Annotated in this window: 19 protein-coding genes; 7 read left to right on the forward strand and 12 right to left on the reverse strand. The window is 61.4% G+C overall.

Going from position 1 to position 26,423, the window contains the following annotated elements; all coding sequences use genetic code 11:
* Positions 1–73: 73 nt before the first annotated feature.
* Positions 74–637, forward strand: coding sequence for a sigma-70 family RNA polymerase sigma factor (locus ACSZOQ_RS10695; RefSeq protein ID WP_439926013.1), 564 nt, complete (start codon positions 74–76; stop codon positions 635–637).
* The gene (locus tag ACSZOQ_RS10700) at positions 634–1,395 is read left to right on the forward strand and encodes an anti-sigma factor family protein (RefSeq protein ID WP_439922521.1); all 762 of its coding nucleotides are present in this window, start codon (positions 634–636) and stop codon (positions 1,393–1,395) included. The genes ACSZOQ_RS10695 and ACSZOQ_RS10700 overlap by 4 nt, the downstream gene beginning before the upstream one ends.
* A 102-nt stretch (positions 1,396–1,497) precedes the next feature.
* Here ACSZOQ_RS10700 and hpnO read toward each other — a convergent pair whose 3' ends face one another.
* Entirely contained in the window at positions 1,498–2,889 is a 1,392-nt protein-coding gene (hpnO, locus tag ACSZOQ_RS10705) for an aminobacteriohopanetriol synthase HpnO (protein WP_439922522.1), read from the reverse strand.
* 134 nt (positions 2,890–3,023) lie between these two features.
* Between hpnO and ACSZOQ_RS10710 the strand changes: the two genes are divergently transcribed.
* Positions 3,024–3,704, forward strand: a complete 681-nt coding sequence (locus ACSZOQ_RS10710) for a DUF2147 domain-containing protein (RefSeq protein WP_439922523.1) — start codon at positions 3,024–3,026, stop codon at positions 3,702–3,704.
* Here the strand turns inward: ACSZOQ_RS10710 and ACSZOQ_RS10715 are convergent.
* On the reverse strand, positions 3,657–6,242 hold the full coding sequence (locus ACSZOQ_RS10715) for an MMPL family transporter (protein WP_439922524.1): 2,586 nt from the start codon (positions 6,240–6,242) through the stop codon (positions 3,657–3,659). The two genes, ACSZOQ_RS10710 and ACSZOQ_RS10715, sit on opposite strands and share 48 nt — an antisense overlap.
* Positions 6,243–6,871: 629 nt before the next feature.
* Between ACSZOQ_RS10715 and ispH the strand changes: the two genes are divergently transcribed.
* Both ispH and hpnH read left to right on the forward strand, forming a co-directional pair.
* Positions 6,872–7,798, forward strand: coding sequence for a 4-hydroxy-3-methylbut-2-enyl diphosphate reductase (ispH, locus tag ACSZOQ_RS10720; protein WP_439926014.1), 927 nt, complete (start codon positions 6,872–6,874; stop codon positions 7,796–7,798).
* Between the two features lie 43 nt (positions 7,799–7,841).
* Positions 7,842–9,011 (forward strand): adenosyl-hopene transferase HpnH, encoded by a 1,170-nt coding sequence (gene hpnH / locus ACSZOQ_RS10725; RefSeq protein ID WP_439922525.1) that lies wholly within the window; start codon positions 7,842–7,844, stop codon positions 9,009–9,011.
* A 192-nt stretch (positions 9,012–9,203) separates the two neighbouring features.
* On the opposite strand, the gene ACSZOQ_RS10730 is transcribed toward hpnH, so the two are convergent.
* The 6 genes from ACSZOQ_RS10730 to ACSZOQ_RS10755 form a co-directional block, all read right to left on the reverse strand.
* Positions 9,204–9,938 carry a phosphorylase gene (locus ACSZOQ_RS10730; protein WP_439922526.1) on the reverse strand — a complete coding sequence of 245 codons (735 nt, stop codon included), beginning with the start codon at positions 9,936–9,938 and terminating at the stop codon, positions 9,204–9,206.
* Positions 9,935–11,899: a squalene--hopene cyclase gene (shc, locus tag ACSZOQ_RS10735; protein ID WP_439922527.1), complete on the reverse strand. Its 1,965-nt coding sequence runs from the start codon at positions 11,897–11,899 to the stop codon at positions 9,935–9,937. The genes ACSZOQ_RS10730 and shc overlap by 4 nt, the downstream gene beginning before the upstream one ends.
* Before the next feature lie 13 nt (positions 11,900–11,912).
* Positions 11,913–13,166: a hydroxysqualene dehydroxylase HpnE gene (gene hpnE / locus ACSZOQ_RS10740; protein WP_439922528.1), complete on the reverse strand. Its 1,254-nt coding sequence runs from the start codon at positions 13,164–13,166 to the stop codon at positions 11,913–11,915.
* Positions 13,166–14,002, reverse strand: a complete 837-nt coding sequence (gene hpnD / locus ACSZOQ_RS10745) for a presqualene diphosphate synthase HpnD (protein WP_439922529.1) — start codon at positions 14,000–14,002, stop codon at positions 13,166–13,168. The genes hpnE and hpnD overlap by 1 nt, the downstream gene beginning before the upstream one ends.
* Positions 13,999–14,877 carry a squalene synthase HpnC gene (hpnC, locus tag ACSZOQ_RS10750; RefSeq protein ID WP_439922530.1) on the reverse strand — a complete coding sequence of 293 codons (879 nt, stop codon included), beginning with the start codon at positions 14,875–14,877 and terminating at the stop codon, positions 13,999–14,001. The genes hpnD and hpnC overlap by 4 nt, the downstream gene beginning before the upstream one ends.
* Before the next feature lie 197 nt (positions 14,878–15,074).
* Positions 15,075–15,320: a hypothetical protein gene (locus ACSZOQ_RS10755; RefSeq protein ID WP_439922531.1), complete on the reverse strand. Its 246-nt coding sequence runs from the start codon at positions 15,318–15,320 to the stop codon at positions 15,075–15,077.
* A gap of 579 nt (positions 15,321–15,899) precedes the next feature.
* On the opposite strand from ACSZOQ_RS10755, the gene ACSZOQ_RS10760 reads away from it, so the two are divergent.
* Positions 15,900–16,400, forward strand: a complete 501-nt coding sequence (locus ACSZOQ_RS10760) for a hypothetical protein (RefSeq protein WP_439922532.1) — start codon at positions 15,900–15,902, stop codon at positions 16,398–16,400.
* 84 nt (positions 16,401–16,484) lie between these two features.
* On the opposite strand, the gene ACSZOQ_RS10765 is transcribed toward ACSZOQ_RS10760, so the two are convergent.
* The 4 genes from ACSZOQ_RS10765 to ppc all read right to left on the reverse strand — a co-directional run bounded on the left by ACSZOQ_RS10765 (position 16,485) and on the right by ppc (position 25,180).
* The gene (locus ACSZOQ_RS10765; RefSeq protein ID WP_439922533.1) at positions 16,485–18,851 is read right to left on the reverse strand and encodes an efflux RND transporter permease subunit; all 2,367 of its coding nucleotides are present in this window, start codon (positions 18,849–18,851) and stop codon (positions 16,485–16,487) included.
* A 347-nt stretch (positions 18,852–19,198) separates the two neighbouring features.
* A complete protein-coding gene (locus tag ACSZOQ_RS10770) occupies positions 19,199–20,782 on the reverse strand; it encodes a B12-binding domain-containing radical SAM protein (protein WP_439922534.1) in 1,584 nt (527 codons plus the stop codon).
* Between the two features lie 246 nt (positions 20,783–21,028).
* Positions 21,029–22,378, reverse strand: a complete 1,350-nt coding sequence (locus ACSZOQ_RS10775; protein ID WP_439922535.1) for an amidase — start codon at positions 22,376–22,378, stop codon at positions 21,029–21,031.
* Between the two features lie 30 nt (positions 22,379–22,408).
* Positions 22,409–25,180, reverse strand: a complete 2,772-nt coding sequence (gene ppc / locus ACSZOQ_RS10780) for a phosphoenolpyruvate carboxylase (RefSeq protein ID WP_439926016.1) — start codon at positions 25,178–25,180, stop codon at positions 22,409–22,411.
* A 275-nt stretch (positions 25,181–25,455) separates the two neighbouring features.
* On the opposite strand from ppc, the gene ACSZOQ_RS10785 reads away from it, so the two are divergent.
* Positions 25,456–26,340, forward strand: coding sequence for a LysR family transcriptional regulator (locus tag ACSZOQ_RS10785; protein WP_439922536.1), 885 nt, complete (start codon positions 25,456–25,458; stop codon positions 26,338–26,340).
* Positions 26,341–26,423: the final 83 nt, after the last annotated feature.

Here is a 26,423-nt window from a genome sequence, read left to right on the forward strand (position 1 = left end):
AAAGCAAGGCATCACTTCCGTGCCCGGGCAGCGGTTTCAGGCCGCCCGGGTATGCCCGGATGCGAACACCACGATGCTGTTTGGTTCATCCAGAGACGATCAGGCAACAGCGCAACGCTTTCGCGAAGCCGCGCTGCCTTATCTCGACGACATCTACACCGTCGCGCGTTATCTGCTGCGCGATCCCGCCGACGCCGAGGATGCCGTGCAGGAATGCTATCTGCGCGCGCTGAAGCACTTCGACAGCTATCGCGGGCCGGCAATGAAACCGTGGCTGCTCGCGATCCTGCGCAATGTCTGCCATGCTGAATTTGCCCGCCGCGCGAGGTCGACCTCAACGACGATCGATGACCTGCCCGAAAGCGCCGAGGCCGCCGCGCCGCTGTGGCAGGAGACACAGGACACGCCGGAAACACAGACATTGCAAAAGCGCGATGCCAATACGATCCGGCGGATGATCGCAACGCTTGCCGAACCATTCCGCGAGACGTTCGTCCTGCGCGAAATCCAGAACCTGTCCTATCGCGAGATCGCCGAGACCGTCGGTGCGCCGGTCGGCACCGTCATGTCACGACTCGCGCGGGCGCGCGCCATGCTGCGGTCGGCTTGGCTTGCGGAAGAGGAGCCACCCCAATGACCTGCGACGAAGCAGACATCCTTCTGCACGCGCTGATCGACGGCGAACTCGATGCCGGACATGCGCGCGAGGTCGAAAACCATATTGCCACCTGCGCGCGTTGCGCAGCCGCACTCAAGACCTATCGCGACATGAAGGCAGCTATTGCGACGACGGATGTGCGCTTCACTGCACCAACGCACCTGCGCCAACGGATCGAAGCGGCAATACCACAGTCGCGCGGCACCAGCCGCCGCTCGGTGCTTGCGGGTTTCGCCATGGGCTCGGCGGTCTCGGCAATGGCTGCGACCGGTATCGTCGCAATCGTGCTGCGCAGCGACGACGAGCAGCGTATCGCCTCTGAGGTCGTATCAGCGCATTTGCGATCGCTGCAGGCGGGGCATCTCACCGACGTGCTCTCGACAGACCAGCACACGGTCAAACCTTGGTTCAACGGGCGGATCGATGTATCGCCACCGGTGATCGACCTGACGGCACTCGGCTTCACGCTGATCGGTGGACGGCTCGATTATATCGATGGACGGGCCATCGGCGCGGTCGTCTATAAGCGGCGCGCGCATGTCATCAATCTCTTCGTCGCACAAACGCCGAACGCTACGCATAGCGCCGCGCGCACCGAGGATGTGCAAGGCTTCAACATCCGCCGCTGGCGTGGCCACGGTCTCAACTTCTGGGCGGTGAGCGATCTCAATGCAGACGAGCTTGCCGAATTCAGCGATAAGTTCGAGGGCGCGATGCGAACGAACGAGAAGGGTTAAAGCATGATCCCGAAAAGTGGAAACCGGTTTTCGGATAAGATCATGCTCAATCAAAGGATGCGGCTAGAGTCTGATCAACGAAGTTGAATCAGACTTTAAAGATCAGGCCGACTTGCGGACGGCGTTGTCCATCAGTGTCTTGCCGAGTGACCAGATCGCGCCGGGAACCTGATGGCTTGCGGCAATGACGCTGTCGAACGAGGTTTCGATCCACTTGCAGTCTTCATCGTTGATGATGAGCGGCGGCAGCAGCTTGATCGTATGGCTGCCGTGACCGGAGACCTGGGTGAGGATCTTGTGATCCTTGAACAACGGCACGGTGATGAGCTGGCAGAACAGGCCCTTGTTGGCAGCTTCCAGCAGATTCCACGATGCCCTCAGACGCAGGGATTTCGGCGGTCCGAACTCGATGCCGATCATCAGGCCCTTGCCGCGCACCTCCTTCAGAAGTTCGTAACCCGGCACCATGCGGGACAGCGCCTGCCGCAGTTCATCGCCGCGCCTGGCTGCGTTCTCGACCAGCTTTTCGGCCTTCATCACTTCAAGGGTCGCAATGCCGGCCGCCATCGCGAGATCGTTTTTGGCAAAGGTCGAGCCGTGCACCACGGCGCGATCCATCCGGTTGAAGACCTTGTCGAAGATGTGTTTGCGGGTCAGCACTGCGCCGATCGGCACATGGCCGCCGGACAGGGCCTTGGCCAAAAGCACCATGTCGGGTTCAACGTTCCAGTGCTCGACGGCGAGAAAACGTCCGGTACGCCCGATACCGGTCTGAACTTCATCTGCCACGAACAGCGTGCCATACTTCCGACACAGCGCAGCCGCTCCCGGCAGGAATTCATCGCTTGGTATGTTGACGCCCTTGCCCTGGATCGGCTCGACGATGAAGGCTGCGACCTGCCGCGACGACAGCGCCTGCTCCAGCGCGACCAGATCATTGAAGGGAATGACGGTACAGTCCGGAAGCAACGGCTCGAAGCCGCCGCGGAAATTCTTGTCATCGGTCAGGGACAGCGCGCCGTAAGTCAGCCCGTGATAGGCGTGATCGCAGTAAACGACGCCGGTCCGCCCCGTGGCGACACGCGCAAACTTGATCGCTGCCTCGACGCTTTCCGCGCCGGAATTCGCAAAAAAGACCTTATCAAGGTAGGGAACATGAGCGAGCAGCCGCTCGGCCAGAACGCCGGCCAGCGTCGAGACGTCCATCTGCACGAGATTGGGAAGGTCACTATCGAGGACGCTTTTCAGGGCATCCCGCAGCACGGGATGGTTCCGCCCAATCGCAAAAACGCCAAATCCGCTGAGTAGGTCAAGGTAACGGGCGCCCTCGCGATCGACCAGATATTGACCGTGACCGCTCTGGAAACCAACGTCGTAGCCAATGGTCTTGAGAACCCTGACAAGCTGTTCATTGAGGTGGCGGACATGCATCGCACTGCGCTGCGCCTGCCGTTCCACAAACACCTCGGAAACGTCTAGATTTGGATATAGCATCCGCTACATAGTTCGCTTGATGGCGGTTTCGTCAACTGAAAATCATGAATACGACAATTTGACTTTTCCACTGATCCCCAGCCCTTCTACTTAAGCACAGGCTTGAAGATATGTTTCAGCGCCCAGGACATACCATGCGTACTTTAAATTATTGCAGAATTCTCGCCACGACCGCTCTCGTCACAGCAGCTCTGGTGACAGCGGGATTCGGCCCGGCCGGAGCGGCCGATCCGACTGGCGACTGGCGTGTCGCCGACGGCGTCGCCAACATTCGCGTCGCCGAATGCAACGGCGCGATGTGGGGAGTCGTCTCCTGGGAGAAGCAGCCCGGCGGCGTCGATCAGAACAATCCGGACGTCTCGAAAAGAAGCCGGCCGACGCTGGGAATGCCAATCCTTCTGGAAATGAAAAAGAAGAAGCCCGAGAAGGAGGAGTGGGACGGCGAGGTCTATAACGCCAAGGACGGCAAACTTTACAAGTCCTCGATCAAGCTCGCATCGCCGGATCAGCTCGAGATTGAGGGCTGCGTACTCGGTTTCCTGTGCGGTGGTGAGACCTGGACCCGCGTAGCCGGCCCGATTCCAAGCAGTCCGTCCAACAGCCCCGCCAACACTTCTCCCAACGCCGCCGCCAAAGGCGCACCAAAGGCGGGCATGGCGAAGACCACGTCACCGAAGGCCCCGTCCAAGACCACCGGTCAGAAGGCAGCCACGACCACCACGACAACCGCCACCTCGCCGACTGCTGATCCCGTTGGCGATATCTGCCTACTTCCCGACATCGCGGGGGCGGCCCATGAGCGCGGGCTGAAATAGCAGCACTGCAGCAAGCGTGGTGACGAGCGACAACGCCAGCAGCTTACCCATGCTTGCCGTGCCCGGATGGCTCGACAGCCACAGGCTGCCGAACGCGGTCGCGGTGGTCAGCGCGCTGAAGAAAATCGCCCGCGTCAGGCTTGATTGCAGCAGATTCGTTCTGCCGGAACGCCACGCGGTGACATAATATATTTTGAAAGCCACGCCGACGCCGAGCAGTAACGGCAACGCGACGATGTTGGCGAAGTTGAGCGGAAGCCCGATCACGACGCAGATCTCCAGCGTCACCGCCCCCGCGACCAGCAGCGGCACCAGCGTCAGCAGCACGTCCGTGATTCGGCGCAAAGCCAGCCAGAGCAGGATGCTGATCGAGATCAGGGCCCACAGCCCCGCCTCGATAAAGGCCTTCACGATGGTGTCGCCGGATTTGAGAATCGATACCGGTCCGCCGATTGCGGTCGGCTCAGCGGCAAGCACGGCGCTGGCAAACTTGCGCAACGTCCCATTGTCGTCCGGATCCCCGCGCGGCAACGCTTCGACACGCATAAAGCCGTCGCTCTTCCAGAGCTTCGCGAAATCCGGCGGCAGAGATTTCAGACTGACAGATTCTGCTTTCAATGAACTGCGAATCTGCTCGAACATCAGCTTGAGCGGTTCGACGAACACCGCCTGAGCCTTCTCGCGCGTGGCCTCGTTCGAATCGGCCAAGCGGGTGAGATCGTCGGCCAGCCGCTTTGCGGCCGCAGCGCCCGGACCCTGACCGCTACCCGCGGCCTTGTGCAGGCTGGCGGCGGCCTCCTTCAGCGCGCCAACATTTTCCTGGTCGGACGGCGGCGGGTCGATCGAATCCGGATTAAGCGCAGGACCGAGAACCTTGGCACCCTGCGCGATCAGCTTGAGCTTCTCCGGTTGGTCAGCGGGCACAAAGCTGTCGAGCCCCCTGGTGCGTGCGACTTCAGGCACCTTGGCAAGCCGGGCCTCGACCTGCTTCGCTTCCTGCTCGGACTTGACCATCACGTTGATGCCGTTCGCGCCGGTCTCCGGATCTTTCCGCAAATCCAGATACGTCGCGATCGATTCGACTTTTGCGTTTCTCAAGTGGATCGGATTGAAATCGAACCGCAGGAAGTAGAGCGCGGGCGCCCCGAGAATGACGACCGCGAGCGTGCTGCCGACGATCGCCACGCGATGCTTTTCGAGAAAATGATCGAGCGGCGCCAGAAACGCGTAGCCAACCTGCTCGTTCTCACCAGGCGGGTTCAGAAGACGCAGCAACGCCGGAAGGACAGTGATGCTTGCGAGAAAGGCAACCAGCATGCCGACGCCGGCGATCTTGCCAAGTTCGGAAACACCCTTGTAATCCGTCGGCAGGAACGACAGGAAGCCAGCCGCAGTCGCCATAGCCGCCAACGACAGCGGGACCGCGGAGCGCTTCGCCGCGATCAGCAGCGCCGTTTCCAAATCGTTGGTCTTGAAGCGTTCGGAGCGGTAGCGGACGCTGTACTGAATGCCGAAGTCGACGCCCAGTCCGATAAACAGGACGGCGAACGCGATCGACAGCAGATTGAGCGATGTCACCATCATGAGGCCGAGGGCCGTGGTGATCGCGAGTCCGATGAACAGCGTTACAAACACTGCGAAGATGATTTTCGGCGAGCGCAGCGCCAGCCAGAGAATGACCAGCACGACCAGCGTCGTGCCGATGCCGTTGGCGACGGCGCCCTCCTGCACGGTAGCGAATTCCTCGTTGGCGATCGGAACCGGCCCGGTCAAGCGGACGCGGGCGCCGAACTTGCCGGCGATATCCAGATCGACGGCGGCTTTGCGGATCGCGTCGGTGGCATCCTTACCGGGCTCGAGCGCATTGAAATCGAGGTACGGCTTGACCTGGATTAGCGAGCGGCGGTCGGAATCGGTCAGCGGCTGGTCGCTTGCCAGCTGACGCCAGGAAAAGGTGCCGTTCCCCTTGGTCAGGACGTCCTCGACGCTCTGGGCGATCAGCGAGAACGGCCGCGCCGTGCTGTCGAGCGAGAACTGCCCCCGCTTTGAGCCCACCAGCGCCGTTTCGAGAGCACCAGTCAGCCCGCGCAAACTCGGATCGCCGGCCATGATCTCAACCAGAGGCGCAGCCTCGCTGAATTGACCGGTAACCTGCCTGACCTCGTCAGTCGGCAGGAAAAGCAGGCCATTGCGCTCAAAAAACGACCCGCCGCCGAGTTGCTGAACAGCCTCGAAATGTTCATGGTCGCTAGCGAGTCTCGCCGCCAGCATGGCGCCGGCGGCGCCGGCAAACTCCGCCGTCGGGGCTTCCACGACGGCAAGGATCAGCCTTTCCTGGTCGAACGCCTTCTCGAAAGCGATGTCGCGCTGCCGCCAATCCAGATTGGGTGAGATCAACTTATTGATATCAGTATTGATTTCGAAATTTCTCACGGTATAGAAGACCGCTCCGGCCGACAGCACGATCGCCACCAACGCAGTCGCCAAAGCAAATCGCGTGCAAGTCTTAACGATTGAAACAACAATACCTGTCAGCACATTCTTTCTTTCTGCTACCGCAATACGTAAAGGCACGGAATCTCGACCTGATTCTTCCGCCTGATCTAGTAGAATGAATTTGCCATTCGCTACCCACTTTCCGGCAAACCTTGCAAGCGAATGTCAAATTCAAATCCGCTGGAAACCTATTAGTTCTAGTGGTCCTTTGATTCTAACATTTGCAAGAACTCCCGGCGCAACGGGATGCAAATGTTAGAATCGGACCACTAGTGGTTTTGTATCCTGTTGTCTTCAGGGGCATGGAAAAGTGGCTTAAAATGTCGTCGTTTTTGATTCGGGATGATTGCCGGACGATTTGAAGCGACTTCACATAGTTCGCTTTGCGGACGACAAAGTGACGAACAAGTGAGACCGTCTGCGTCGGCCGAATTCTGTATCATAATACCGGGATGCGCGTTCCAGCACCCCCAAAGGTCTGCGGCATCGAGACATTTTGTCCTGACGCAGGGGTCCGTGTATGTCATAGCGTTGAATTCCCGGGATCGTGATCCTGAGATTAAATACCTGTGACTTTTCTTGAAGACACGTGTGATTTTAAGAAGAAACGTTCGGACCTATATGGAGTTACAGTATAATGCGTAAGGTGCAAATTGACTGACGTTCGCCCGATTGAAATTCTCCTGGCACAGCCGCGCGGATTCTGCGCGGGCGTCGTGCGCGCGATCGAGATCGTCGAGCGCGCGCTGGAGAAGTACGGTCCCCCAGTGTACGTCCGCCACGAGATCGTTCACAACAAGTACGTCGTCGAAAGCCTGAAGAACAAGGGCGCGATCTTCGTCGAGGACCTGTCCGAGGTTCCGCCAAAGGCCGTCACCGTGTTCAGCGCTCATGGCGTTGCCCGGAGCGTGGAAGAAGAGGCTGTCGCACGCGGTTTGCCCGTACTCAACGCCACCTGCCCGCTCGTCAGCAAAGTCCACAACCAGGGCAAACGCTATATGTCCAAGGGACGCACCCTGATCCTGATCGGCCACGCCGGCCATCCCGAGGTTGAGGGAACCATGGGACAGGTTCCGGGCCCCGTGCTTTTGGTCCAGGACGTTGACGACGTCGCGGCCCTGACGCTGCCCGCCGACACCCCGGTGGCCTATATCACCCAGACGACACTCAGTGTCGACGACACCAAGGACATCATTCTCGCGCTCCAGCAGCGTTTTACGGATATCCAGGGCCCTGACACACGGGATATCTGCTATGCAACACAAAACCGCCAATCTGCGGTAAGAGACCTCAGCAAGCTGGTGGATGTCATCCTGGTGGTCGGAGCAACCAATAGTTCAAACTCGAACCGCCTGCGCGAAATTGGCACTGAAGTCGGCGTTGCAAGTTATCTCATCTCCGACGGCAGCGAACTCAATGCGGAGTGGCTGAAGGACGCGAAAACCGTGGGCATCACGGCCGGCGCATCGGCGCCGGAAGTGCTTGTCGACGATGTCATCGAGGCCTTGAGACGCATGGGGCCAGTTGCTGTCTCGGTGCTGCCGGGACGAGAAGAAAACATCGAATTCCGGCTTCCGTCTGAACTGACCTCAGCCTGATCCCTTCAAATTTAAGCTGGTAACTCCAGAGAGAACACTTGTGATGGCAATACCGTTTTTTAAAGAACTGAAGATCGGCGGATATCTGATCAAGCAGAAGATGCTGGGCCGCAAGCGCTATCCACTTGTGCTGATGCTCGAGCCGCTGTTCCGCTGCAATCTCGCCTGCGCCGGATGCGGCAAGATCGACTATCCCGACGCGATCCTCAACCGTCGCATGAGCGCTCAGGAATGCTGGGACGCGGCCGAGGAATGCGGCGCGCCGATGGTTGCAATTCCAGGCGGAGAGCCGCTGATCCACAAAGAGATCGGCGAGATCGTGCGCGGCCTCGTTGCGCGCAAGAAGTTCGTCTCGCTCTGCACCAACGCGCTGCTGCTGGAGAAGAAGCTCGATCTGTTCGAGCCCTCCCCATATTTGTTCTTCTCGATCCATCTCGACGGTTTGCGCGAGCATCACGACAAGTCGGTGTGCCAGGAGGGCGTGTTCGATCGCGCCGTCTCCGCGATCAAGGCGGCGAAGGCGAAAGGCTTTACCGTCAACGTCAACGCCACAATCTTCGACAACTATCCGGCCGAAGAGATCGCAAAGTTCCTCGACTTCACGGCCGAGCTCGGCGTCGGCGTCTCGATGTCGCCGGGTTACGCCTATGAGCGCGCGCCCGATCAGGAGCACTTCCTGAACCGCACAAAGACCAAGAAGCTGTTCCGCGACGTATTCGCGCTTGGCAAGGGCAAGAAGTGGAACTTTATGCACTCCGGCTTGTTCCTCGACTTTCTCGCCGGCAATCAGGAATATGACTGCACGCCGTGGGGCATGCCCGCGCGTAACATCTTCGGCTGGCAGAAACCCTGCTACCTGCTCGGTGAGGGCTACACCAAGACCTTCAAGGAATTGATGGAGACCACCGACTGGGACAGCTACGGCACCGGCAAGTATGAGAAGTGCGCCAACTGCATGGCACATTGCGGTTACGAGCCGACCGCAGCCACTGCGGCGCTGAACAATCCGCTCAAGACAATGTGGGTGGCGCTGCGTGGTGTCCAGACCACCGGCCCGATGGCGCCCGAGATCGACCTCAGCAAGCAGCGCCCGGCGCAGTACATCTTTGCAGAGCAGGTGGAAAAGAAGCTGTCGGATATTCGCAAGGACGAGGCCGCGGCCGCCGCCGCCAAGCAGGCGGCAAAAGAGCAAAAAGCCTCCACCGCGGCCTGAGCGCGATCACTTGCACGTCTAGACAACATCGGCGCCGAAGATCATCTCCCGGCGCCGGGTTTGTTTTCAGAGACGATAACGTTTCACTTTTGACAGAAGCGCCGCATCAGAGCACTGCGAGTTCTCTCTTCGCAGAGGCGGCGCGGTTCTCTGCAAACCTGATCGACCTAAAATCCGCGACCAGCGGCGCCGTCAGATGTCCGCCGCGATGAGACTCTCGCCACCCAGCAGAAAGCCTCGGCAGCCGCGCAAGGAGCGGAGCGCCCGATTGAAATCGATTCCGGTGGACACCAGCGCGCGCAGGGTCAGCGGATTTCGTGCAAGGCCGCCAAGCACCTTCTTCAGGTCGATGTTGCCGTTCGGCTTGATGGCGCTGCGGGCAATCGCCGGCAGCGCTCGCGTCGCGGGGTCGCTGATCACGCGCAGGGCAGCAAAAGGAAGTGCCGCTTTCGTGGCATAGGCAGCCGCGATGTGGCTTTCCATGTCGACGGCCGAGGCGCCGGTCTCGGCATGAAGTACGGCCTTGCCGGCCTGCCCCACCACGACCTGCTCGACACCCGCAAGCCCGGCGCGGACCACTCTCTGGCCGCCGAGACCGGAGCCGTCGATCAGTTCCTCGCTGAGCGCAAGGCCCGCCTGCCACCGCGACTTGCCATCCACGACTTCCGTGGCGACGACGACATCTCCCGACTTCAGGGACGGATCGAGCCCGCCTGCGACTCCAAAGCTGATCACGCCCCGTACCGTGGACGGATCGAAGCCTGCGAGAAGCGTGCGCAATTGCCGGGGATTGCTGCTGCTGCAAATGACAGTCATGCCAGGGCCCGCAGCGATGCGGGCTTCCTGAACCAGACCGGTCACAATCAGTACCGGCCGCGGGTCAAAGGAATTGCCCACGGATACGTCAATCGCCGCCCCCAAATTCACATCCCGACCCCTACCGCCTTGCTGTTGGTGCTTCTCAAATTCCGATACCGCGCCAGAGCCCAGAGCGGGAAGAATTTGGAGTAGCCATGATAACGCAGGTAAAACACCCGTGGAAACCCCGTGGCCGTATAGCGCTGTTCATCCCACAGCCCTTTTTTGGTCTGTGTGTCTATTAGGTACTTCATCCCCCGGGCTACAGCCGGATTTTCGACCTCCCCCGCGGCGATCAAGGCGAGCAGGGCCCAGGCCGTTTGCGATGGCGTGGTCGGCGCCCCCTCGAATCCCCTGTAGTCGAGCCGGTAGCTCACGGCATCCTCACCCCAGCCGCCATCGGCATTCTGGATCGACACCAGCCAGTCCACCGCCTTGCGCATAGCAGGATCCTGATGATCGAGCCCGGCGGCGTTGAGCGCACAAAGCACCGACCAGGTGCCGTAGATGTAGTTCAGGCCCCAGCGACCATACCAGGACCCTTCCTTGAGCTGGGTCCGGCGCAGGTACTCAACTCCGGCCGCCATGGACGGGCTGCTGTCAACAGTCTCGCCGAGCTGCGCCAGCATCGAGACGCATCGCGCAGTGACATCCTCGGTCGGCGGATCGAGCAGCGCTGCATGGTCCGAGAACGGAATGTTATTGAGATAATATTCAAGATTGTCGGCATCGAACGCCGCAAAGCCGCCGTCCCGGCTCTGCATTCCCTCGATCCACTCACGGCCGCGCGCGATCGCCTCGTTGTACTTGTCGCTCCGGCCATTGCGGCGCGCCCGGTCCATCGCCATGACCACGACGGCGGTGTCATCGAGATCGGGATAGTGGCCGTTGGCGTACTGGAACGCCCAGCCGCCCGGCCGCACGTCCGGACGTTTCACGGCCCAGTCGCCCTTGAGGTCGAGCTCCTGCTTCGGGAGCAGCCAGTCGAGGCAATTGCCAGCGCTAACCAGCGAGTCAGGCCCGCCGACTTCGAGCAGCGCGTGACAGGCAAGCGCGGTGTCCCAGATCGGTGACACGCAGGGCTGGCAGTAGGCCTCGTCCTCGCCGATTACCAGAAGCTTGTCGATGCCGCGCCGTGTCACCGCGCGCGGCGGATGCTCGGGCGGAAACCCCAACGCATCATACATCATCACCGTATTGACCATCGGCGGAAAGATCGCGCCGAGACCATCCTCGCCGTTGAGGCGCTCCTCGACGAAGGCGATCGCCTTTTTCATAGCGCGCGCACGCAGCCGTTTGGGAAACAGCGGCTCGATCGTCCGCAAGATCCGGTCGATGCCGCTGAACAGCGCGAACCAGACCGGGCTTTGATGCGGAGCTCTCTTCGGCGTGCCGACAGTGGCCGGATCCTGAAGAAACAGTTCGCGGATGCCAATGCCACGCGGATTGCGCGCGCGCGGCTTCAGCGCGGCCAACACCATCAGCGGCACCATGGTGGTGCGCGCCCAGTAGGAAATCTTGTTGAGATGGAACGGCGACCACATCGGCAGCAGCATGATCTCGACGGGCAGAACCGGGACGCTGCGCCATGTCAGCACGCCGAAGAACGATAGCAGGAAGCGCGTGAAGACGTTCACATTCGCCGCGCCGCCGCGGGCCAGGATTGCCTCGCGCGCGCTCGCCATGTGCGGCGCGTCGATGGAATCGCCGATCATCTTCAGCGCGAAGTAGGCCTTCACGCTGGCGCTCATGTCGAATGGGCCGTCATGCACCAGCGGCCAGCCACCATGCGCACCCTGAATGCGGCGGAGGTAGACCGCGATCTTGGCTTCCAGCGCCGCATCGACCGGCTCGCCGAGATAGTGCCGCAGCAGGACGTATTCGGACGGGATGGTCGCGTCCGCCTCGAGCTCGAACACAAAATGACCGTCGGGCTGCTTGAAGTTCAGTAGCCCGCGCGTAGCGGCGCCGATGCTGCCCCCGAGAGCGGCATCGTCGATCGGCGCAGCTGTCGCGTCCACGGAGCTCATGACGGCTGATGTCTCAGATTCCACGGGTTTTCAGGACCTGATCGGCCGCACGATTCCCGGAGCGGACCGATCCCTCGATGGTTGCCGGCAACCCCGTATCAGTCCAGTCGCCGGCAAGAAACAGGTTTTTCCACTCTGTCAGGGCACCCGGACGCAAGGCGTTCTGCTCGGGCGAGGCTTCGAACGTGGCGCGGCGCTCACGCACGATCTGCCAGGCCGGCATCTCGGCGTCAATGCCGGCGACCGCGCAGATGTCCTTCCAGATCGCCCGCGCCAATTCCTCGCGCGGCATGTCCACCAACCGGTCGCCGCCGCTGATGGTGATGGAGAGGCGGTCCGGAAACGCGAACAGCCATTCGATCAGACCATTCACGACCCCGATCATCGGCGGAAGATGTGGCGGCGGAACGAAACGGAAGTGCGCGTTGACGATGGCGCGGAATTTCGTCGGCACGGTCAGACCGGGCAGCAGCGCAGCCGCAGACCGCGGCGGCACCGCCATCACGACGGCATCGTCCGGGCCGAGCGCGACGGTCTGATCGCCGAGCGTGAGCGCCGCGACCCTGCCGTTCGCCATGGTGAGCTGCCGCACTTCGTGGCCGACATCGACGCTGCCGCCTTTGGCGCGAATGTAGTCGATCGCCGGGTCGATCAGCACCGAGCTCAGCCCGTCGCGCGCGATCAGCGGCCGGCACGCCTGACCGCCCGCCAGCAACGTTTCGCGAATGATCGCGCCGGCAAGACCGGCCGCTCCGTCGGGCGGATCGATGTTGAGCGCGGCGAGCAGAAGCGGCAGCACCAGCCGCTTGTAAAGCACGCCATCGCATTTGATGGCGTCGCCGACCCGCGTGCGGGCATTGGCCCAAATCAGCGGCGCGAGCCCGAAGTAGTCGGCGGGCGAGGTGTCGGGCACCCGGCGGTTGCGGTCGAACACCCAGAACGGGACGCGTCCGTCGTTGATCTGCAGCTTCCAGCGTTTATTGACGGCAAGGTCTATAAACGAGAACTCGGCCTTCGGCGGCCCCTGCAAACCGGCCTGGGTGCCGATCGTGCGCGCATAGGCAAGGACGCTATGGTTGCCGGACAGCACCAGATGGTTGCCGTTATCGATCGTGAGATTGGTCGCACCATCGAAATAGGAGCGGCAACGCCCGCCGACCTGTTGCGCCGCCTCGTGCACGCGAACCAGATAACCGGCGTCGGCCAGACGCACACCTGCGGAAAGACCGGAAATGCCGGCACCGACGATATGAACGGTTGTTTGCATCAGATCAACGCGTAGCGGAGGACGATTGCAATCTTCGCCGCCTGGCTGAGGTGAACGGGCGAGCGCGGCAGCTGAAAACCGCGGTGCTCCAGCAGTTCCAAAATGGCGTGATAGTATCTCGACATGATACGGGGCGCGCGCACGGCGCGACGCGAGTTGCGATTCATGATCTCGTCCGCTTCGACGAAATGCGCCCGCGCCCGCTCTACCAGCGGCGCACAGACTTGCGGCAGCGCCGGGTTCAAAATCACGGCGGCCGGATCGGAGCTGCTGATGCCGGCGCGGAGCAGGCCCTCGCGCGGCAGATACAGCCGTCCGAGCGCCGCATCTTCATCGACATCGCGCAGGATATTGGTCAATTGCAGCGCGCGGCCGAGATGATGCGAAAGCAGGATGCCATCCTGCTCGGACAATCCGAACACCCGAACCGACAGCCTCCCGACCGCGCTGGCAACGCGATCGCAATATAGATCGAGCGTGGCATCATCCGGCGCGCGGATATCCGCCAGCACGTCCATCTCCATGCCGTCGATAATGGCGAGAAAATCCTCGCGGCGCAGACCAAAGTCGCGAACGGAGACGGCGTAACCGCCTAACCGTTCCGGCGCGCACCCCTGATAGAGCGCGTCGATGTCATCGCGCCATTGCTGGAGCGCGGCCCGCCGTTCCGGCCGTGGGCTGTCGGAATCGGCGATGTCGTCGACATAGCGGCAAAACGTGTAGATCTGGAACATCGCCTCGCGCTGCGCGCGCGGCAGGATGCGCATCGCCGCGTAAAACGAGCTGCTGGACGCAGTCGCTCCCGAACTCGCGTCGGCTGTCGTCTCGATCGTCATGCGCCGGCCGCCGGGGTCGACATCGGCCGCCGCCGCACCGAGCGCCGAAGCATCTCGACGGTGATGCCGGCAACGCTGTAGCCGAGCAATTGCAGGGGCTTCAGATGAACCGTCTCACTCAGGGGGTCGCGCACCTTCAGCAGCGCGACGATCCTGTCGGCGAACATCTGGATCACCGCGACTTCGAGCCCAAGCCGGATGTCCCCGATCTCCGCCGCGAGCGGCCGACCCTCGTTGAGCAGCGCTTCGGTTCGCGCCGCCAGGGCGTGCAGGCATTGCAGGAGCGCAGGCGTCGCCTTGTCGCCGCCGAGCATCTCGGCCGAAGCACCGGAAGCGGCGAGCGCATCGCGCGGCAGATACACGCGGTTGAGATTCCTGTAGTCCTTGGCGCAGTCCTGAAGATGGTTGTTGATCTGCAGACCTGCGCATAGCGCATCGGAAGCGGCCCAGGTCGACTGGCTCTCGCCATGCACGTCGAGCATGAAACGTCCGACCGGCATCGCCGAATAGCGGCAATAGTCGATCACGTCGTCCCAAGTCTCGTAGCACAGCTTGGTGGCGTCCATCCGGAACGCCTTCAGCACATCGATGGCATGGCGCGGCGGCATCGACCGTTGCGCCAGCGCATTTCGGAGGTTGACTGCTTCCGGCTGGCTATTCCCCTGCCCCAGGAGTTCGCTCTCGAACAGATCGAGCCAGGCGAGTTTGTCCTTTTCGCTGAGTTCAGCGTGATCGGCGATGTCGTCCGCGGTCCGGACGAAATTGTAGAACGCGAGAATCAGTGCCCGATGGCGCGGATGAATGATCCACGACGCGACCGGAAAATTCTCGTCGCGGTGGGTCTTTCCGGATCGGAGTTGGTTCGCGGTAGACATGGGGACTGGGCTACGCTCTGGATCGCAATTGGGTCTCCCGCCAGTTCCAAAAATATCGGGGCAGGCGGAATTGCTCGCGCACCCCATATAGGGGAAACCGCCAGCTAAACCAATGCTATCTTTCGCCTTTTAGCCATACCGATCTGCCACTGCGATAAAACCGCCAGTGACCCAGATGCTCGTTGCTTCCGCGGCGTTTACTGGCCGTGGTTCAACAGAACCTGGTTGCACGGTTTCGACAGTTTCGGACGGTGCTGCTGCAGACATGCCAGGATGGTGAAATCGCCCTGATCCATCACCTCACGGCAGAAACGGCTGACATCCCGTGCGCAGGCGCGCTGTTCCGCTTCAGTCCCGCTGTGCGGTTGCCCCTGGGCCTGCGCCATCGTTGCGGTCGAACCAAATGTCAAAAGCAGAGCGAACAACAGAAAAATTTTAGACATCGTATTCCTTCATTACACGGCAGAGAATTTGATCCTACATCGGCACAAGCCCGGACATATCCAGATGACCGATCGTCTAAACGGCGGGCGATTACGTCGCGAGTCAGATTCGAAAGGATACTAGCAGACTTAATGATTGGGTTCAGAAGTTCGCTTGAAGGGACTTGCAGAGAAAATGAAGCGAACTTATGAACCTAGGCCAACAGAATATCTGCGAATGTCAAAGGCACTGTGAAATGCGGCTAAATTTGCGGCGACGATGCATTGCCGCGGCCGATCCCACAGTTTTTCAAATAACGATATCTAACACACTGAAATATATCGACTAAAGTTCAATAAGCGAATCGACGCATGTTTTGTGTGGCAAATCCGCCGTGGCGTCCTGTCAATCGAGTCAGCTCAGATCTTGTGATGATTCATATCTGCTCATATCGACCGTACGGCAGCCATCCCACGCAGATACCCAAGAGGATCTCAGCTATGCTATCGGGCTTGAACCTCGGCGTGCCACGACAACACTAAGAGGTTGATGCAGCATGAGAGTCATTGCCCAAGCATCATTTTAATGGAAACCGGATTATGAAACTGTTTGCCTCCAGGCTGGTTCGGAAGTCGACGATTGCAGCCGGTGTTGTCGCGGGTCTCGTGTTATCCGCGACCGCAAGCTTCGCCCAGTCCTCTCCGTTTGCGGGCTTCGCCGGAAACTGGTCGGGCAAAGGCACCGTCTCGCTGTCCGATGGATCGACGGAAAACATTCGCTGCAGAGCATCCTACAAGGTGGGCGACTCTGGCATGGCCCTGAAACAGAACCTGCGTTGCGCCAGCGACAGCTACAAGTTCGATCTCTCCAGCGATGTGGTCAGCGAAGGCACCCACATTAGCGGAAACTGGAGTGAAGCTACCCGCAATCTCTTCGGCTCCGTGCGCGGTCGCGCCGGCGGGGGCGAGATCGAAGTGTTTGTCGAAGCTGCAGGTTTTGCTGCCAACCTGACGCTGCGCACCAATGGCAACAAGCAATCGGTCTGGATCACCTCAAAGGGCGAAATCAGGAACGTTTCCATCACCATGGTGCGTGGCTGACGCCACAGGAAATGCGATGACAGCGAACGGGGTACGCCGATTCATGGCTTTACGGCTGCTGATGCCGCGTCCGCCCCGCTTATTTCATTTCGCCGGCTTTGCCTCGCCACCGCCACGTAGTCGTTCTGCAAAGGTAATCAGCCACATCGCCGTCGGGCGCAGGATCAAGAAGTCCGCGACCAGGGCGGCGACCATGGCGAAGGCGCTGAGCCAGCCGAACAGGCGCAGCGACGGCAGGTCCGAGAACACCGTCACCACCAGACCGCACGCCAGCACGACGGTGGTCAGGATCAGCGCCGGCCCCATCAACACAGTCGCGCGCTCAACCGCCTCCCCAGCACTGATGCCCGGCTTGCTCTCGGATCGCAGGCGGTTGAGGAAGTGGATGGTCGCGCTGAGCCCGAGGCCAAACGAAACCGTGAGGGCCACCACGCTCGCAAACTGCAGCCCCTCCCCGAGCGCCCACAGCACCGTGCCGGACAGCACGACCGGGAAAACCCCGGGCAGGATGCAGGCAAACATTACAACGACCGAGCGGAATGCGAGCCCAATGAACACCGCGACCAGCGCAAATTCGATCGTGAGACCGTGGTTGAGCTTCTCGATCATGCTGGCGCTGTTGCGCGCGGCGATGGCCGACAGGCCGGTGACCGCAATTTCATAACCGGGATGCGCGTGTCTGACCGCGTCCATGGCGTGGTCAAGCTTTTCCACTACCGGCAGAATCTGACTCGAGTCGCGGTCGGGCACGCGACCTGACACCACAACCGCCGTCTGGTCTTCAGAGATGAAGCGGCGCACCAGATGCTTGGGAATGACGCTGACATATTCTTTGAGCGTCTCAACGTCATGGCTGCCGGCCTTTTCGGCCAGCCACCGCCGCAGCGTTTCGAGCGACCAGACATTGCCGACACCGGCCTGCTCCTCGACCAGTTTGTGAACCTCGGCGATGGTGGCAAGCGTCTGCGGCGAATACAGCGTCTCGCCCTTGGGGAATTCGATCAGGATATCGATCGGGTTGGCGCCGGTGAGTTTTGCGTCGAGACGGCCGCTGGCAGCCACCGCCTGCTGCTTGTCGGGCACCTGATCCGCGAGCCGGTAACGCGGCTCAAGATTGGCGTAAACCACTGCCAGTCCGCCGACCACCACCAGGGCAAGCAGGCTGAAGAGCCCGGGACGTCCCACCATCCGCACCGCGATCCAGGCGCAGAAACGCCGCAGGGCCTGAACGCCCGAATCCGCTGTTTTGAATTTTTCCGCGAAACGCTGTTCGTTGCGCACCAGCAGAACGCCGAACACCGGCACCAGCGACAACACGGCGAGCAGCGCGATGATCGTCGCCGCCAGGCCGGCCTCGCCGAAGCTGCGAATCAGGTCCGAGTTCGAGAACTGAAGCGCAATGAAAGAAATTCCCGCGGTCGCATGGGTCAGCACGCAGGCGGGGCCGACCACGAGGACGGCATTGCGGAACGCGGAATACTTGTCCTCGCCAGCGATCAGGCGGTCTCGCGCCGCAAACGTCAACTGCATCGAATCGGAAAAGCTGATGACCATGATGAGCGGTGTCATCACGTTGAGGAACATGTTGAGGCTGAAACCGGCCCAACCCAGCACGCCCAAAGCCAACAAAATCGCAAGCAGCGGCGGAAAGGCCGCGATGACCATGAAGGACACCTTGCGGAAGAACAGGATCGCGATCAGACAGCCGGCAAGAATGCCCGCGACGTTGTAGATAATCCCGTCGCGTTCCACCGCGTTGCGGATTTCGAGCTGCATCACCGGCACACCGGAAAGCTCTTTGGTGAGCCCGGTGCTGGCGAGATCGTCGTTCATGACCTTGCGGATCTGCCCGACGGTGGTGCTCAGCCCGCTGTTGGCGACGATCGAAGGCTCCAGCGACAGCACGACCAGCGCCAGGGTGCCGTCCTCGGACAGCAGCTTGCCGCGAATAATCTCGTTGGATTTTACGGTTTCGATGAACTTGTCGTAGTCGGTGCCTTGCGGCAGTTCAGACGGAAACAGCGCCGCCGGCAGCTTGCCGGGTTCGGGCGCCTGACGCGCCGAGAACAACGAGATCAGCCCGCGCACACCGTCGACCAGTTGCAAATCGGTGACCATATCGCGCAGCTTCTCAAGGTTGCCGCGCTCGAGCAGCGTCTTGCCCTCGACCACGACCAGCACGTCGAACTCGGTCGACGGGAAGCGCTTGGTCACTTCCTCGTACTGGCGATACTCCCTGGTGTCGGAGCGGAACAACTGACTGAGCGAATCGTCGATCTTGATACGATGGATGCCGAATACCGCGCCGATAACCATGGCGAGCAGAATGATGCAGGACAAAATCGGCGCACGCACCGCAATCAGACCGATGCGCTCAAGACCGAAGGCGATGCTGGTCGACCGGTTGAGCGAGCCGGTCAGATCGGCAGCATCGCGGTTTCGCTCAAGCATGCGCTCTCCCCGTCGTGACATCATCGTCTAGCAAATTTCCTGGAGGCTTTGGAGCGAACCCGGAAGCCGGCGGGCGGCTCGCTTTAGCCATTGACCGCACACATAAATTTCCGACGCAAAGGTGTAGCGGTTTCCCGGATAGACTACAAGCAAGGAGGAATTATGCCGCAAGGCGTTACTCAAGCCGAAGTGGTTCGATCGAGTCGCAAGGGCGGTGTGAGCGCGGCAATCCGCCCCGGGCCGCCGTGGACCTCAGCCGGGAGCCCAGAACGCGGTGGTGGCGGTCTGATCACGGCCGGTCTGCCCGGCGGGGCGCCCCTCTCCGTCGCGGTCCCCGCAGCCCTCGCCTATTCGGCAGGGACAGAGACTTCTCGCAACTTCAACGAATAATAGGACGCGTTGGTTTTACCGCGCGAGGCCGAGCGCGCGAACATAATAAGGTGATGGGCAACCAGGATCGAGCTGATGAGATATTCGATCTCGCCACGCGTCAGCCGGCGCAGCGCGAATTTCCAGAACACACGCCTGTAGTCGCCGCGTACACCGACCTTCCAGAAGATGTTGCGGAGCATGGTCAGGCCGAGCTTGATATTCCGCCACGACATCTGCTGTGACGTACGTGGCTGAATCCGCTTTGGATAGGTGTCGCGGATCTGGTGTTCGTAGCGTTGAAGAAGTTTCTCTGGCTCGTACGCGCTGCCCATGCATTCGCGCCAGGTCTCCACGACATGATCGTAAGGCAGGCGAAAATCGACATTGGAATCGCGGCCCTCGTCCTCGATCAGCCGATTCTCACGCTTCAGACGATCCCACAGCGGCGTCTTCGGCAGCGCCTGCAGGAGATTGATGGTCAGAAGCGGTATCTGCGATTGATCGATGAAGGTGAGCAGATGCTGTCCGGTTTCGGGCTTGTCGGTGTCGAGCCCGAGGATAATCCCGGACACCACCTCCATGCCATAATCATTCAGAGTCTGGATCGCTTCCATGATGGGGACCATCATGTTGTGATCCTTCTTCATCGCGTGCAGCGCTTCAGGATCGGGCGTCTCAATGCCGCAGAAGATGGTCGCGAAGAACGCCTCGCGCATTTGCGATAGAATCTCCGGACGCTTGGCGATATTCAGCGTCGCTTCGCAGGAGAAGCGCAGCACGAAACCGGTCTTCTTCTGCCATTCGATCAGGTGCGGCAAAAGGTCCAGCGCGGCCTTGCGGTTGCCGATGAAATTGTCGTCGACGAAATAGACCGAGCCGCTGATGCCGCATTCCAGCAGCTTGTCGAGTTCACGCGTGATCTGTTCGGGCGTCTTGAGTCGCGGGTTGCGTCCATAGAGGCCGGGAATGTCGCAGAATTCGCACTGATAGGGGCAGCCGCTGGAATACTGGATGCTGCCCAGGAAGTAATGCTTGATGTCAGCCAGTTCGTAGGCAGGGATCGGAAACTTGGTCATATCCAGACGGTCGGCGGTCTTCAGCAAAACCTGACCATCCGGCCGCGTTGGATCGCGCGCCAGGCGTCCGATCAATTCGTCCGTGGCATCACCGAGTTCGCCGACGTGAAGGTAGTCGAACGATGGATAATAGTCGGGACAGGCGCTGACCGACGGACCGCCGAGCGCGACCGACAGATTGAAGGTGTGGGCGCGGCGGCAGATATCGTTCATCTGCTGGCGCTGGATGTGCATGCCGCTGACGAGCACGGCTTCGGCCCATTCGAAATCCTCGTCCGTCGCGGAGCGAATATTCTCGTCGATGAAACGGACTTTCCAGCCGGCGGGCAGATAGGCCGCGATCAGGAGAAGTCCCTGCGGCGGCATAAAGGCTTGCACGCCAGCGGTCAGGGAATAGGCGTGTTCAAAGGTGCCGAACGACGACGTGTAACGGGGAAAGACGCAAAGAATGCGCCGAATACCGTACTGACCCACGCCCCTCATCGCACCTCCCCGTTGTGCAAATGCGCATCGAGCGGCAATCCCTACTAACCTTCACCGCCCGCAAAGGTTCCAGGTCGCGCGAACCAAATGCAGGGCCGAAAACCTGAGCGGCAAATTCTTCAATAATATGGCGAAGCCGCAAACCCGACTTGCTACCAGCATAAGAAGATTGTGGGTGCACTGCGCGAAAATGCGTATTTGCGCTTTTGCCCTGACTAGATGGCTGCTGAAGGCCGGCATGAGGCTTTAAGTGCGAACGATCGGCTCGATACCTGCCGCGAGTTCGAAAATCCGGCGATCCGATCCGCCGGTCGCGGCCAGCATCAAGCCCACCGGCGCCTCGCCCTCGCGATGACAGGGCAGCGAGATCGCACAGCCATCGAGGGTGTTGATCAGCGAGCAATTACGCAGCGACAGCATGTTGGCTTTCGTATAGGCCGCATCGTGGGCGAGATCGGCGATCACCGGCGGCGTGATCGCCACCGTCGGCGCGATCAGCGCATCATACGGCGCGATGCGGCGCTCGAAACCTGCGATCATCACGCGGCGGATGGCAAGCAGATCGACATAGTCGGCAGCGCTGAGGCCTTCGCCGCGCCGAATACGGCTGATGACGCGCGGGTCGTAGAGCTCGGCCTTTTTCGCGATCAGCGCGCGGTGCCAGGCCCAGCTTTCCGCAGCCGAGAACCCGCCCCCGACGTTCAGCGCCGCGACCTCGGCAAACTCCGGAACGGCAATGCGTTCGATCAGGGCGCCAGCGCCGGCCAGCTGGTCCAGCGCGTGCTCAAAGGCTCGCGCAACGACGCCGCTCAGGTCGTCCAGCATGAGCGTCGTCGGCATCGCGAGCCGCAGCCCCTTCACCGGGCGTGGCGCGACCGGCGAAATCGGCTCGCCCGCCAGTACCGCGTCCATCACCGCGCAGCAGCCGACCGAGCGGGCAATCGGCCCGTAGCTATCCAGTGTGACCGACAGCGGCACGGCGCCGTCGAGCGGAATGCGTCGCGCGGTCGGCTTGTAGCCGACGATGCCGCAATAGGCAGCCGGAATCCGGCAGGAGCCGCCAGTGTCGGTGCCGAGCGCGCCATACGCCATGCCGTCGGTGACCGACACCGCCGCGCCCGACGACGATCCGCCCGGTACGTGGCCGATGTCGCGCTGCCAGGGATTTTTCGGCGTGCCGTAATGCGGATTGATGCCAAGTCCCGAATAGGCGAATTCGGTCATGTTGGTGCGCCCGATCACCACGAAACCTGCGCGGCGCAGGCGCGCCACGACCGGAGCGTCCTTCGCTGCGGGAGGCGTATCGTCGAGCGTACGCGAACCGGCGCGCGACATCTGTCCCTTGATGTCGAACAGGTCCTTGATCGAGACCGGAATGCCGGCAAACGGCGACGGCGCGGCATTGACCTTGCGCAGTCCGTCCATGGCCTCGGCGGCGGCGACGGCGCCGTCCGCATCGACCTGGATGAACACCCGCGCGCCCTCGCCCGCTTTGTCAGCGATTTTCGCCAGGCAATCGTCGACAAGTTTGCGCGCCGTGGTACGACCCGCCGCGAGATCGGCGGCGAGTGTGGCCAGGGTCGGGTGATCGGACATGGAAAATCTCGCAGACAGAAAGATCTTACCTTAGCCGCTGTTGCGCAGGCCCGCGGAAATTCCGTTAATGGTGAGCTGGATACCGCGCAGCACCTGCTCGTCGCCACTCTGCGCGCGATGGTCTTTCAATAATTCGACCTGCACGTGATTGAGCGGATCAAGATAGGGGAAGCGGTTGCGGATCGAGCGCTCAAGCAGCGGATTGCCAGCGAGCAGCCGCTCCTGCCCCATGATGGCGAGCAGCGTATCGATGGTGAGGTACCATTCGCGGCGGATGCGCCCGAAGATAGTCTCGCGAAGCGCCGCGTCGGGCACCAGATCGGCATAGCGCGACGCGATCGCGATCGAGCTCTTCGCGAGCACCATGTCCATGTTGGAGAGCAACATGCGGAAGAACGGCCACTCGCCATAGAGCTCCTGCAGAAACCCCATGCCCTTGTCTGGATGATCCGCTATCCAGGACTCCACCGCGCTGCCGAACCCGTACCAGCCTGGCAGCATCACGCGACATTGGGCCCAACTGAACACCCAGGGGATCGCCCGGAGATCCTCGATCCGGCGCGTCTTCTTGCGCGATGCCGGCCGGCTGCCGATATTCAGTGTCGAGATTTCGTTGATGACGGTGGAGGCCCAGAAATAATCCTCGAAGCCCGGTGTCTCGTAGACGAGGTTCCGGTAGGCAGCGAAAGCGCGTGACGACAGCGACTCCATGGCGTCGAGATATTCAAGGCTTGGAGCGCTCTGCCGCGGCTGCAACAGGCTCGCCTCCAGCGTCGCGGCGGCGAGGATTTCCAGATTGTTGCGGCCGACCTCGGCGTTGGAGTATTTGCTGGAGATGATTTCGCCCTGTTCGGTGATCCTGATCTGGCCGTTCACGGCGCCGCCGGGTTGGGCGAGGATGGCATCGTAGCTTGGGCCGCCACCGCGTCCAACCGAGCCGCCACGACCGTGAAACAGGCGCAGCCGCACCTGGTGGCGCTCGAACACCTCGACGAGGCCGATCTCGGCCTTGTAAAGCTCCCATCCGGACGTGACGAAGCCGCCGTCCTTGTTGCTGTCGGAATAGCCCAGCATTACTTCCTGCAGCCCCCCGCGACTGTCCACCAGCGCTCGATATTCCGGGAGCGACAACAGCCGGTCCATGATGCCGGCGCAGGCCTGCAGATCCTCGATGGTTTCAAACAACGGCACGATGTTGATGGCGCTGTGACCGGTGGGGTCGATGAGGTCGGCTTCCTTCAGCAACAACGCGACTTCGAGGAGATCGGAAACGCCTTCTGTCATCGAAACGATGCATTGAGGGATCGCGGCAGGGCCGAACATCTCGTGCGCCTCGGCCGCGGCATGGAACATCTCGAGTTCCTCCCGTGTCTCATCGCTGTATGTGATGAACGGCGAGATCAGTGGCCGCGCGCTGCGCAATTCTCGCAGCAGCACGCCAATCCGCGCCTCCTCGTCCAGCGTCAGATAGGCCGTGCCCGGCGCGGCGGCTTCGAGTAGTTCGGCGATGGTGCGCTCGTGAACGGTGGAGTTCTGCCGCAAGTCCAGACAGGCAAGATGGAAACCGAAACAATCGACAGCGCGGCGCAGATAGCGCAGCCGCCCTCGCGCGATCACCTCCGAGTTGTTCTGGGTCAGCGAGCGGTGGAGAACATCAAGATCAGCACTGAATTCGGCAACGCTCGCATAGGGCGGAGCGTCGCCGTATCGCGGGCGCAGCGTGTCCGCCTTCAGCTTCAGCGCCGTGGCCGAAAGCCGCGCGTAAATGCCGGATACCGCTAGCCGGTAGGGCTCGCCGCGGCGATGCGGTGAGGTATCGGCCGATCGTTCGGCCAGCCCGCGCAGCTCTGGCGAAACATTTGTGAGATCGGCGGCCAGCGACAGTTCGCGACCGAGTTCGTGCAATTCATCGAGATAGTAGCGCAACACCCGCGAGGCCTGCATCCTCAGCGTGCCACGCATGACGTCCGTCGTCACAAACGGATTGCCGTCGCGGTCGCCGCCGATCCAGCTTCCGATCCGCAGGAACGACGCCATCTCGTTCGAGACGCCCACGGCGTCATCCTGCAAGCGGTCTTCCAGCACGCAGTGCAGCCGCGGCACCTCGCGCAGGAAGGTGTAGTCGTAGAACGACAGCCCATTGGCAACCTCGTCGAGCACCGTGAGCTTGGTCCGTCGCAGGAGGTTGGTGTGCCACAGCGTCAGCACGGCGCGGCGCAACTGTTCCTCGCTGACCTCATATTCGGCGGGGGTGAGCTGCATCCGCTCGCGGCGGTCGAGAAGGGCCGCGACCTCCATTTCACGGTCGATGGTGCTCTTGCGGCGAACCTCGGTCGGGTGGGCGGTCAGCACTGGGCTGACCAACGCACTGTCGAAGAAGGCCCGCAATTCGGCGCCGCTGAACCCTGCCTCCTGTGCGCAGGCGAGCGTGTCCGCCAGCCTGCCCTCGGGCGCCTCGCCCGCCAGGCTCTGGCTGCGCATCTGGCGGATGTTGTTCTGATCCTCTGCGATATTGGCGAGGTGCGAGAAATAACTGAAGGCACGGATGACAAGCACGGTCTCGTGCGGCGACATGCCGTCGAGGATAGCTTCCAGTTCGCGGCGCGCCGGCTTGTCGTCGTCGCGGTGAAAGCGGATCGAGGTCTGCCGGATGCGTTCGACAAGGTCGAATACGGCGGGCCCTTCCTGATCGCGCACGGTATCGCCGAGGATGCGCCCGAGCAGCCGGATATCGTCGCGCAGCCGCGCATCGAGCGCAGCGGCGTCAGGCTCCGGCTGGCCCGCACGAGGTAACGGCATCATCTGACGAGACATCTCTGCTCCTGAAAGTCCGGCCCCTTCAGTCGCAATTTTCTTGCTGCGACGCAAGAAACCGCGGCCAGACGGTGCACAAAAGATGAGCAGCCATGCCCGGACGAGAGGTCATGCCGTTGCTACATGGGGGCCTGGGCCATCCCCACGCCCGGGCACCAGCGGCGCGCGTCTCCAGCCAAGACTTTTCACCACGCCATGACTAGTATTTCAACACAACCGGTGCGATATTTTCCAATTCTTTGTGTAAAAGTACTGGCATCTGCATGGATTGGGACAACATTCGCTTTTTCCTGAGCGTCGCCCGAGCCCGGCAGTTCCTCGCGGCCGCGCGCCAGTTGGGGGTCGATCACGGCACCGTCAGCCGCAGGATCGGCGCGCTGGAAAGCTCGCTCGGGGTGCGTCTGTTCGATCGTCAGACCACGGGCTGCACGCTCACCGCCGCTGGCGAGCGACTTTATGAATCGGCTGAAGATGTCGAAGCGCAATTGCTCCGCGCGCAGGGCGACCTTTCACAGTCCGACGTCGAGCTCTCCGGCACGGTGCGGCTCGCTGCGCCCGACGGCTTCACCGCGCTGTTTTTGTGTCCGCGTCTCGGCAAGCTGAAGGCCAGCTATCCGTCGCTGACCATCCAGCTTGTGCCGATCTCGCGCACCTTCTCGCTGTCGAAACGCGAGGCCGACCTCGCAATCACCATCGCGCGCCCCGAGCAAGGCCGGCTCGCGGCGCGCAAGCTCGTCGACTATTCGCTGCACTTCTATGCCGCCAAGGATTATCTCGCCGCCAACGGCACGCCGCAAACGACGGCCGACCTCACACGCCACCGCCTCGTGACCTACGTGCAGGATCTCGTGTTCGCCGATCAGCTCAATTTCATGCCGGAGCTTTATGGGCCTACCTACAGCCGGCTTGAATGCTCAAGCGCAGTCGGCCAGCTCATGGCCGTGCGCAACGGCGCCGGTATCGGAATCCTGCATGATTACGCCGCACACACCCATCCGCAACTGCACATGGTGCTGCCGGATATCGTGTTCGAGCGCAGCTATTGGATGATGACTCATATCGACCTACAGAGGCTCAACCGCGTTCGTGCGATTTCCGATTTCATCATTGAGGAAGTCAGTGCGCAGCGATCGATCTTCCGACCTTAGCAGCGCCCGCCGGACCGATAGCCGATCTGCACCTGGCGCACGCGACATCGGAAGCCACCAAACGTGTCTGATGGCGATGACCC

Source organism: Nitrobacter sp. JJSN (genome assembly GCF_051912485.1).
Lineage (GTDB): Bacteria > Pseudomonadota > Alphaproteobacteria > Rhizobiales > Xanthobacteraceae > Nitrobacter.

Coding starts and splice junctions, on each gene's coding strand:
- ACSZOQ_RS10765 (WP_439922533.1), bottom strand. CDS start 18,851: ATGCTTGAGCGAAACCGCGATGCTGCCGATCTGACCGGCTCGCTCAAC.
- ACSZOQ_RS10755 (WP_439922531.1), bottom strand. CDS start 15,320: ATGTCTAAAATTTTTCTGTTGTTCGCTCTGCTTTTGACATTTGGTTCG.
- ACSZOQ_RS10775 (WP_439922535.1), bottom strand. CDS start 22,378: ATGTCCGATCACCCGACCCTGGCCACACTCGCCGCCGATCTCGCGGCG.
- hpnE (WP_439922528.1), bottom strand. CDS start 13,166: ATGCAAACAACCGTTCATATCGTCGGTGCCGGCATTTCCGGTCTTTCC.
- ACSZOQ_RS10700 (WP_439922521.1), top strand. CDS start 634: ATGACCTGCGACGAAGCAGACATCCTTCTGCACGCGCTGATCGACGGC.
- ACSZOQ_RS10785 (WP_439922536.1), top strand. CDS start 25,456: ATGGATTGGGACAACATTCGCTTTTTCCTGAGCGTCGCCCGAGCCCGG.
- ACSZOQ_RS10710 (WP_439922523.1), top strand. CDS start 3,024: ATGCGTACTTTAAATTATTGCAGAATTCTCGCCACGACCGCTCTCGTC.
- ACSZOQ_RS10695 (WP_439926013.1), top strand. CDS start 74: ATGCTGTTTGGTTCATCCAGAGACGATCAGGCAACAGCGCAACGCTTT.
- ACSZOQ_RS10770 (WP_439922534.1), bottom strand. CDS start 20,782: ATGAGGGGCGTGGGTCAGTACGGTATTCGGCGCATTCTTTGCGTCTTT.
- hpnH (WP_439922525.1), top strand. CDS start 7,842: ATGGCAATACCGTTTTTTAAAGAACTGAAGATCGGCGGATATCTGATC.
- shc (WP_439922527.1), bottom strand. CDS start 11,899: ATGAGCTCCGTGGACGCGACAGCTGCGCCGATCGACGATGCCGCTCTC.
- hpnO (WP_439922522.1), bottom strand. CDS start 2,889: ATGCTATATCCAAATCTAGACGTTTCCGAGGTGTTTGTGGAACGGCAG.
- ppc (WP_439926016.1), bottom strand. CDS start 25,180: ATGATGCCGTTACCTCGTGCGGGCCAGCCGGAGCCTGACGCCGCTGCG.
- ACSZOQ_RS10760 (WP_439922532.1), top strand. CDS start 15,900: ATGAAACTGTTTGCCTCCAGGCTGGTTCGGAAGTCGACGATTGCAGCC.
- hpnD (WP_439922529.1), bottom strand. CDS start 14,002: ATGACGATCGAGACGACAGCCGACGCGAGTTCGGGAGCGACTGCGTCC.
- hpnC (WP_439922530.1), bottom strand. CDS start 14,877: ATGTCTACCGCGAACCAACTCCGATCCGGAAAGACCCACCGCGACGAG.